Raw genomic sequence first — 5,304 nt, 5'->3', positions numbered from 1 at the left:
GGGGGGCCGTCAACCGAGGCCCCCCGCCTCGCCGTCGCCGCCGGCGACCCGTTGCGCGTCGGCCGGGTGCTCGACGGCGGCGTCACGGCCGCGGTCGCCGTCGGTGACGCGCCCGTGGAGCTCGCGGTGCACCCCGACCACCGTCTCCAGGGTCGTGGTCGCGCCCTCGCGGTCGAGCTGCTCGACGCCGGGGAGCATCGGTTCTGGGCGCACGGCGACCTGCCCGGGGCGCAGGCGCTCACATCGTCGCTCGGGCTCGAGCCGGTCCGCACCCTGCTCGTGCTGCGCCGCGCGGGCGGCGAGCCCGTCGTCGAGCAGGTCCCCGACGGGATCAGGATCCGCACGTTCCGGCCCGACGACGCCGACGCCGTCGTCCGCGTCAACGGTCGCGCGTTCGCCGACCACCCGGAGCAGGGTGCGATGGACCGCGCCGACTTCGACCGCCGCGCGGCCAGCGACTGGTTCGACCCCGAGGGCCTCTTCGTCGCCGAGGACCAGCAGGGGCAGGTGGTCGGCTTCCACTGGACGAAGGTCGAGGCTCCCGGCTGGGGCGAGCCGCCGGTCGGCGAGGTGTACGTGGTCGGCGTCGACCCCGACCACCACGGCGGCGGGCTCGGCACGGCGCTGACCGCCCGCGGGCTCCGACACCTGGCCGAGTCGGGCGTGGACGTCGTCGACCTCTACGTCGAGGGCGACAACGCCCCCGCGCTCGCGGTGTACCGCAGGCTCGGCTTCGTCGAGCGGGCGCGCGACGTGCTCTACGCGCGGCCCTCCGCTAGCTGAGCCCGCGCTGCAGGGCGGCCGCCGCACGACGCATGGCGCGCGGAGCGGACCTCCCGATGCCGACCATGTTGGCGAAGCCGTGGATGAGCCCGCTCTCCTCCGCGTGCTCGACCCGCACGCCCGCCGCGCGCAGGTGCTCGGCGTAGGCCGTGCCCTCGTCGCGCAGCGGGTCGAAGCCGGCGGTCACGAGGTAGGCGGGCGCCACGCCGTGCGCGTCCTGACGCAGGGGCGAGAGCCGGTCGTCGGCGCGGTCCTCGTCGCCCGCGAGGTAGTTCTCCTCGCACAGGTCCATGAACGCCTTGGTGAGCAGGAAGCCCTCGCCGAGACGGGTCCGGCTCGGCCGCTCCTCGACGAAGTCGGTGGCCGGGTAGATCAGCAGCTGGAACGCGGGCGCGACGACGTCGTCGGAGCGGGCCGCGTGCTGCGCGACGAGCGCCGACAGGTTGCCGCCGGCGCTGTCGCCGCCGATCGCGATCGCGCCCGGCTCGATGCCGAGGCCCGGTGCGTGCTCGGTGACCCACCGCCACGCTGCCCAGGCGTCGTCGAACCCGGCGGGGAACTGCGCCTCGGGAGCCAACCGGTAGTCGACCGAGACGACCCGGACCTGCGCCTCCTCGGCGAGGAAGGAGCACACGGCGTCGTAGGCGTCGAGGTCGCCGTAGACCCAGCCGCCGCCGTGCAGGTAGACGAGCGCCGGCGACCGGCCACTGAGCCCGCGCGGCGTGTAGAAGCGCAGGCCGACCGGACCCTCCGGCCCGTCGATCGTGCGGTCGGTGACCGCGCCGACGGGCTGCCGTCCGCCGAGCATCCGGAACGCCTCGGTGTACACGCGACGGCCGCGGGTGATCGACAGCGTCTCCACCGCCGGTCCGTTGAGACCCATCACCCGCAGCAGCAGCTGCATCTCGGGGTCGAGCGTGCGTCCGTCGACCTGGACCGGGCGGCCGGCGAGGCGTCGGACGACCGGGGTCGGGAGGGAGAAGAGGGCCTGCGCACCCTTGGCCTGCACCAGCGCCACCAGGTCGGACGTCGTCACCATGCGCGCAACATAGCGCGCCACCGCCCGCCGCGGAGCGCTTCGCCACGCAACTCTGCGACCACGTGCGCCACGACCCCAGGAGGCGGACAGCCGCGTCGTTCAGACGACGTTCACGTCGTCTTGCCACAATGTCCGCGTGGACACCACCGATCTGGACCTGCCTGCGGTCGAGAACCCCTCGTCGCCCGACGAGTTCGACGTCGACCCGCCGTACGAGCCCGTCGACGACGCGCTGCCGGCCGACCGGTTCCTCGACCGGGAGCTGTCGTGGATCGCGTTCAACGCACGCGTGCTGGAGCTCGCCCAGGACCCCCACCTGCCCCTGCTCGAGCGGGTGCGGTTCCTGTCGATCTTCGGCAGCAACCTCGACGAGTTCTTCATGGTCCGCATCGCCGGCCTCAAGCGCCGGATCGCGGCCGGGGTCGCCGTGCCGTCGGCGAGCGGCTTCCACCCCAAGGACGTGCTGGCCAACAGCCTCGAGGCCAGCCACCGGTTGATGGTCGAGCAGGCGCGGACCTTCGTCGACGACGTGGTGCCCGCCCTCGCCGACGCCGGCATCCACCTCGTCCGCTGGGACGACCTCGACCCGCAGGAGCGCGAGGAGGTCGCCGCCACCTACCGCGAGCGCGTGTTCCCCGTGCTCACCCCGCTGGCCGTCGACCCCGCGCACCCGTTCCCGTACATCTCGGGCCTGTCGCTCAACCTCGCCCTCGTCCTGCGCAACCCCGAGACGAACAAGCAGCACTTCGCGCGCGTCAAGGTGCCGCCCATCATCGACCGCTGGATGGTCACGAGCGCAGGTCGGCACGTGCCGCTCGAGGACGTCATCGCCGCGCACCTCGACCTGCTGTTCCCCGGCATGGAGATCGTCGCGCACCACGTCTTCCGCGTGACCCGCAACGAGGACCTCGAGGTCGAGGAGGACGACGCGGAGAACCTCCTCAAGGCTCTCGAGAAGGAGCTGCTGCGCCGTCGGTTCGGCCCGCCGGTGCGCCTGGAGGTCGAGGAGTCGATCGACGAGGAGGTGCTCGACCTGCTCGTCACCGAGCTCGGCATCCGCCACGGCGAGGTGTTCCGCCTGCAGGGTCCGCTCGACCTGCGCAGCCTCGGCGAGATCGCCGACCTCGACCGTCCCGAGCTCAAGTTCGACCCCTTCGTGCCCGGCACCCACGAGCACCTGGCCGAGGTCGAGACCGCCAGCCCGGCCGACCTGTTCGGCACGCTGCGCCGCCGCGACGTCCTCGTGCACCACCCGTACGACTCGTTCGCGACGAGCGTGCAGCGCTTCATCGAGCAGGCCGCCGCCGACCCGCACGTGCTCGCGATCAAGCAGACCCTCTACCGCACGTCGGGCGACTCCCCCATCATCGACTCGCTCGTCGACGCGGCCCGCGCCGGCAAGCAGGTGCTCGTGCTGGTCGAGATCAAGGCCCGCTTCGACGAGCAGGCCAACATCCGCTGGGCCCGCAAGCTCGAGCGCGCGGGCTGCCACGTCGTGTACGGGCTCGTCGGGCTGAAGACGCACTGCAAGCTGGCACTGGTCGTGCGCGCCGAGCCTGACGGACTGCGCCGCTACGCCCACCTCGGCACCGGCAACTACAACCCGAAGACGGCGCGCGTGTACGAGGACTTCGGGCTCCTCACGAGCGACCCCGACATCACCAACGACCTGCTCGAGCTGTTCAACTCGCTGTCCGGGTTCGCGCAGCAGGGCGACTACCGCAGCCTCATGGTGGCGCCGTCGGGTCTGCGCGAGGGTCTGCTCGAGCGCATCCGCCAGGAGATCGCGCACCACCGGGCGGGTCGACCCGCAGGCATCGCGTTCAAGGTGAACTCGCTCGTCGACGAGGCCGTCATCGACGGGCTGTACGAGGCGTCGCGCGCGGGCGTGCCCGTCCGTCTGGTCATCCGCGGGATCTGCACGCTGCGTCCGGGCGTGCCGGGTCTGAGCGAGAACATCGAGGTCCGCAGCGTCCTCGGTCGTTTCCTCGAGCACAGCCGCGTGTACTGGTTCGGCGGCGGGGGCGAGCCGGAGGCCTGGATCGGTTCGGCCGACCTGATGCACCGCAACCTCGACCGTCGCGTCGAGGTGCTGGTGCGGGTGCCGAGCGAGCAGCACACGCAGGTGCTCGGCGACCTCCTCGAGCGCATGGCCGACGACGAGACCAGCTCCTGGCACCTCGGCCCCGACGGCACCTGGACCCGCCACCCCTCGGGTCGCGACGTCCAGGCCGACCTCATCGCCCGCGCGAAGAAGCGCCGCAGCCGTCTCTCCTGACCCACCCCCAGCGCCCGCCCGGAGTGGTCTCGCTCCGTCGCGGCTACGCCCCCCTGCGACGGCTCCAGCACCTCCCCTCGCTGGCGCTCGTGGAGGCACTCGACCAGCGGAACGCTCCGCTGGTCGAGTAGTCCGAGCGAGCTTGCGAAGCTCGGACGTATCGAGACCACCCGGCAACGGACCAGCGCCGGCCAACCCCCAGCGTCTGCCCACAATGGTCTCGATACGTCTCCGCCCGCTCCTTCGTCGCGGCGTCGACTACTCGACCAGCGGGACCCACCGCTGATCGTCAGCAGGCGGCGAAGAGGAGGGCGCCGGTGCCGAGCATGAGGACGGTGCCGTCGGCGGAGCGGTCGAACGACAGGCTCACGGTGGCCTGGTCGACGGCGACCTCGGGGTCGCGCAGCTCGTCCTCGACCTGGCCGGAGCGGCCGACGAACGGCCCGGTGGCGAGCCGCTCGCGGACCGTTGCCTGCCGACGGGCGCGGGCGACGTCGTCGAACGTCATCGCGAACGTCGCGGTCTGCGCACTCGGGCCGGAGCCGCCGCGGTCGGTCAGCGCCCGGCCGCTGTAGACGTAGCCGGCGAGCCGTCCGGCGCGCGCCTGGGCGGCCTCCGCCTCGTCCGACGCCTCGGCGGGGACGGCCGCGTCCTCGCACCCGAGGGAACCAGCCTGCAGCAGCACCGTGTCGGCGTCAGCCAAGGGGCCGGCGGTGTCGACAGCGCGCCGCACCGACGTGAGCGCGGGCGCGCGACCCGTCGCGGCACGCACGACCTTCTCGACCGCCGCGGAGTCCGACCCCGCGACCAGGAGCCCGGCGCGCCGCAGGAGTCGGACGTCGGCCAGCTGGTCGCCCAGCCCCGTCGTCCCCAGCACCTCGGCCGTCGCGGTCCAGCGACCGCCGCCCGCGTCGTCGAAGCCGGCCCGCCGGAACCCCGCCTCGAGCCGACCCCAGGACAGGTCCGGACCCGGCGCGACGACGAGCACGCCCGCGGCCGTCGGGTCCTGCACGTACGCCTCCCAGCTCACGTCGTCGCTCGACCAGCCGAGTGCGCTCGGGACGGCGTCGCCGAGGTCGTCGAGCACCGAGCGGGTGGTCAGGTCGCGCGCACCGGGGTCGTCCGACCCGACGGCGCGCACGCGCTGCCAGTCCGTGAGGCCGAGGACGGTCGTGCCCGCCGGGGCGGCGGCGAGCGCGGCGGC

General features: G+C 73.3%; 4 protein-coding genes. 2 read left to right on the top strand and 2 right to left on the bottom strand.

Going from position 1 to position 5,304, the window contains the following annotated elements:
- Window positions 1–783 (top strand): mycothiol synthase (gene mshD, locus NH339_RS17170; protein ID WP_253027222.1); only part of this gene is annotated, 783 nt, incomplete at its 5' end.
- Here mshD and NH339_RS17165 read toward each other — a convergent pair.
- The gene (locus tag NH339_RS17165) at window positions 776–1,822 is read right to left on the bottom strand and encodes an alpha/beta hydrolase (protein ID WP_253027221.1); all 1,047 of its coding nucleotides are present in this window, start codon (window positions 1,820–1,822) and stop codon (window positions 776–778) included. The genes mshD and NH339_RS17165 overlap by 8 nt on opposite strands.
- A 136-nt stretch (window positions 1,823–1,958) precedes the next feature.
- Between NH339_RS17165 and NH339_RS17160 the strand changes: the two genes are divergently transcribed.
- Window positions 1,959–4,100, top strand: coding sequence for an RNA degradosome polyphosphate kinase (locus tag NH339_RS17160; protein ID WP_374208354.1), 2,142 nt, complete (start codon window positions 1,959–1,961; stop codon window positions 4,098–4,100).
- A 289-nt stretch (window positions 4,101–4,389) separates the two neighbouring features.
- On the opposite strand, the gene NH339_RS17155 is transcribed toward NH339_RS17160, so the two are convergent.
- Window positions 4,390–5,304, bottom strand: a 915-nt coding sequence (locus NH339_RS17155) for a hypothetical protein (protein WP_253027220.1), incomplete at its 5' end; no start/stop codon positions are given.

The sequence above is a fragment of the Aeromicrobium sp. CnD17-E genome (genome assembly GCF_024124745.1).
GTDB lineage: Bacteria > Actinomycetota > Actinomycetes > Propionibacteriales > Nocardioidaceae > Aeromicrobium.
The sequence above is the reverse complement of the archived record's forward strand: the minus strand, read 5'-3'. Positions and strand labels throughout refer to the sequence as shown.

Bases quoted from the DNA above. Each gene is read 5' to 3' on its own strand.
- NH339_RS17165 (WP_253027221.1), bottom strand. From the start codon at position 1,822: ATGGTGACGACGTCCGACCTGGTGGCGCTGGTGCAGGCCAAGGGTGCG.